We start from the raw sequence: 3,813 nt of genomic DNA on the forward strand, positions 1-3,813 counted from the left end.
CGCGTCGGCCGTCCCGGGTTCGTCGTCGGTCGGGACGGGGACCTCGACGCCGGTCAGGTCGGCCGCGAGCCGCCGGTAGGCGACGGCCGCCGGCCCGTCGGGTTCGTAGACGACCAGCGGCGTCCCGGCGTAGACGCTGTCCCGGGCCGCCGGGTCCTCGGGGATCGTTCCCAAGAGAGGGACCTCGAGGCGGTCGGCGAGGTCCTCGTGGGAGACGTCGCCGTCGGGTCGGGTTCGGGTCAGAACGAGGCCCGCGACCTCGCCGCCGGAGCGGTCGGTCAGCTCGACGGTCTTTTTCGTGTCGTGGACGGCGGCGGGTTCGGGCGTCGAGACGAGGACGACGGCGTCGGCCAGTCCGAGCGGCAGGACGGTTTCGTGACTGATGCCGGCCCCGACGTCGAGCAGGACGTAGTCGAAGCGCGAGCGGAGGTCCTCGACGGCCTCGCGCAGCCCTTCGGGGGAGGTCTCGGCGTACTCGTCGAGGCTCGTCCCGCTCGGCACCGCGACGATGTCGTCGGCCAGTCGATAGGTGGCGTCCTCGATCGATGCGTCGCCGGCTAACACGTCGTGAAGGGTCGTCGAGTCGGGAGAAAGGCTGACGAACCCGGCGAGGTTCGCCATCCCGAGGTCGGCGTCGACGATGGCGACGCGTGCCCCGGCGTCCGCGAGGGCCGTGCCGAGGTTGACCGTCGTCGTCGTCTTCCCGACACCGCCTTTTCCGCTCGCGATGGCATAGACAGTCTCGTGAGACATACGTGGGTACTGTCCGGACAGTGGAACGGCACCCCCTTAAATCGTCACCTCACCGCCCGCCGGGTGGGAGGGCCGGCCGACCGGTGGTCGAACGCGGTTCGATCGAACGTCACCGGACCGGGCGGTCGCCCGGTCGATCGGTGTGTCAAAGGATTCTTACCGACAGCCCGGTTTTATACGTGTAATGAGCCAGGAGGGCGAGCAGGAGCAATCCGACCGGAAGAAGTACGAGTTCCGGAAGGTCATCGAGGACCTCAAGGACTACGACGGCTCCGGAACGCAGCTCGTGACGATCTACATCCCCGACGACAGACAGATCAGTGACGTCGTCCAGCACGTCACGCAGGAACACAGCGAAGCGGCCAACATCAAGTCGAAGCAGACCCGAACGGCGGTCCAGGACGCGCTGACGAGCATCAAGGACCGACTGCGATACTACGACACCTTCCCGCCGGACAACGGCATCGTTCTCTTTTCCGGTGCCGTCGATTCGGGCGGCGGCCGGACCGACATGGTCACCAAAGTCCTCGAGAGTCCGCCCCAGCCCATCGAATCCTTCCGCTATCACTGTGACTCGGACTTCCTGACCGAGCCCCTCGAGGAGATGCTCGCCGACAAGGGCCTGTACGGCCTGATCGTCCTCGACCGCCGCGAGGCAAACGTCGGCTGGCTGAAGGGCAAGCGTATCGAACCCGTCAAGTCCGCCTCCTCGCTTGTTCCCGGCAAGCAGCGAAAGGGTGGCCAGTCCGCCCAGCGATTCGCCCGCCTGCGCCTTGAGGCCATCGACAACTTCTATCAGGAGGTCGCGGGGATGGCAAACGACCTGTTCGTCCCCAAGCGCCACGAGATCGACGGCATCCTCGTGGGCGGTCCCTCGCCGACCAAAGACGAGTTCTTGGACGGGGACTACCTCCACCACGAGCTACAGGACGAGGTGCTTGGCAAATTCGACGTCGCCTACACCGACGAGTCCGGCCTGAAGGACCTGGTCGACAACGCCGAGGACGCCTTGGCCGACGCCGAGGTGATGAAGGACAAGAAGGTGATGGAGGAGTTCTTCGAGGAACTCAACGCGGGCGATCAGGCCACTTACGGCTTCGAGCAGACCCGCCGGAACCTGATGATGGGCGCGGTCGATCGCCTGCTCATCAGCGAGGACCTCCGGAAGGACGTGATCACCTACGACTGTCCGGAGTGTGGCGCGACCGAACGCGAGGTCATCGACCGGCGCAAGTCGACGCCGACCCACACCTGTACCGACTGTGGCACCGAGGTCGAAGGGGACGAGGACGACCGCGAGGACGCCATCGATCACCTCATCGAGATCGCCGAACAACGGGGCACCGAGACCAAGTTCATCTCGACGGACTTCGAGAAGGGCGAACAACTGCTGAACGCCTTCGGTGGTTTCGCCGGCCTGCTGCGGTACTCGACCGGCGTCTAAGGCGTTGGTTTCGCAGTTCGAACGCCCTCCCGTTCGTGCGGATCCCCACCGCAATCGAACCGCAACTCCTTACCGCTCGGTCGCTGAATCGCCGTCAATGTCACTTTCGGACCGGAACGTACTCGTCACGGGTGGGGCCGGCTTCATCGGCTCCCATCTCACTGAACGCCTGCTCGCCGACGGCGCGTCCGTCACGGTCGTCGACGACTTGTCCAACGGCGACCGCGACCGCGTCCCCGACGCCGCCGAGTTCCTCGAGGCCGATCTCACCGAGCCCGACGCCCTCGAGGGTCGGCTCGAGGGAATCGACCTCGTCTTCCACCTCGCGGCGTCGAAACACGTCGACACGGACCGGCCCCACGGCCAGTTCGACGACAACACGCAAATGACCCGAAACATCCTCGAGGCGATGGCCGACGCGGGGGTCACGGAGATCGCCTACACCTCCTCCTCGACGGTCTACGGAGAGGCCCCGCGGCCGACGCCCGAGGACTACGCGCCGCTCGAGCCGATCAGCGCCTACGGGGCGAGCAAGCTGGCCGACGAGGGGTTGCTTTCGGCGCGGGCCCACAGCCACGACCTCACAGTCTGGAACTTCCGCTTTGCGAACGTCGTCGGCCCGCGGCTGCGCGGGGCGGTGATTCCCGATTTCATCGAGAAGTTGCGGGACGATCCCGAGACGCTGACGATCCTGGGCGACGGCCGTCAGGAGAAGTCCTATCTATACGTCGAGGACTGCCTCGATGCCATGCTGCACGTGGTCGAGAATTCGGACGACGCGATGAACACCTACAATCTCGGCACGCGGACGACGACCTCGGTCGACCGGATCGCCGCCATCGTCGCCGACGAACTGGCCCTCGAGCCCGCGTTCGAATACACCGGCGGCGACCGCGGCTGGACCGGTGACGTCCCGAAGATGCGCCTCTCGATCGAGAAGCTCGCGGCGCTGGGTTGGGAGCCCGACCGCTCGAGCGACGAGGCGGTGCGGCAAGCGACCCGCGAGATCATCGAGGAACTGCGCTGAGCGACGACCGTGGATAGGTTTCCACGGCAGAAAGCCGCTCGAGCGTGACCGTCCCGCCGGTCCAGCCCGGTTTTAGGTGGGCTTAAATATCTGGGCCCGAAGCGTCGCGTATGAACGACGGGGGCGAGCGAACGGGGGCGGACGCGTCCGACGGCGACGCCGCGAGCGGCGGGCTCGCCGCGGCGCTGACCCGCCGCCGACTCACGATCGGCGGGACGCTGTTCGTCCTCGCCGGCCTGTTCGTCGCCCTCCGTGACGTCGATGTCGGGACGGTCCTCGCGGAGATTTCGGCGGCCGACCCGCGCCTCCTCGCCGCCGCGGTCGCCGTCTACGCCGTCTCGTGGCCCCTTCGGGGGCGACGGTACGGCGACGTACTGGCCGCGATGGAACGGCGGACCGGGACGGCGTTCTGTACGGCCGCCGTCTTCGTCAGCCAGACGGCGAACCTGGCGATCCCGGCGCGGGCCGGCGACGCAGTCCGCGCGTACGTGATGGAGACCCGTCGGGACGTGCCCTACACCGCCGGCTTCGCCTCGCTGGCTGTCGAACGCGTGTTCGACCTCGCGACGATCGCCGCGCTCGCGGGGCT

Annotated in this window: 4 protein-coding genes; 3 read left to right on the plus strand and 1 reads right to left on the minus strand. The window is 67.1% G+C overall.

Annotation, left to right across the window (positions count from 1 at the left end; translation table 11 throughout):
• Nucleotides 1-753 (minus strand): cell division ATPase MinD (minD, locus tag ACSBP4_RS19545; protein WP_435553199.1); only part of this gene is annotated, 753 nt, incomplete at its 3' end.
• A 184-nt stretch (nt 754-937) separates the two neighbouring features.
• Here minD and prf1 point away from each other — a divergent pair.
• From prf1 to ACSBP4_RS19560, 3 genes are all read left to right on the plus strand, one after another.
• Nucleotides 938-2,197 carry a peptide chain release factor aRF-1 gene (prf1, locus tag ACSBP4_RS19550; RefSeq protein ID WP_435553200.1) on the plus strand — a complete coding sequence of 420 codons (1,260 nt, stop codon included), beginning with the start codon at nt 938-940 and terminating at the stop codon, nt 2,195-2,197.
• 97 nt (nt 2,198-2,294) lie between these two features.
• Nucleotides 2,295-3,224: an NAD-dependent epimerase/dehydratase family protein gene (locus ACSBP4_RS19555; RefSeq protein WP_435553201.1), complete on the plus strand. Its 930-nt coding sequence runs from the start codon at nt 2,295-2,297 to the stop codon at nt 3,222-3,224.
• A gap of 110 nt (nt 3,225-3,334) precedes the next feature.
• Nucleotides 3,335-3,813 (plus strand): lysylphosphatidylglycerol synthase transmembrane domain-containing protein (locus ACSBP4_RS19560; RefSeq protein WP_435553202.1); only part of this gene is annotated, 479 nt, incomplete at its 3' end.

The organism is Natrinema sp. CGMCC1.2065, assembly GCF_051225675.1.
GTDB lineage: Archaea > Halobacteriota > Halobacteria > Halobacteriales > Natrialbaceae > Natrinema > Natrinema thermotolerans.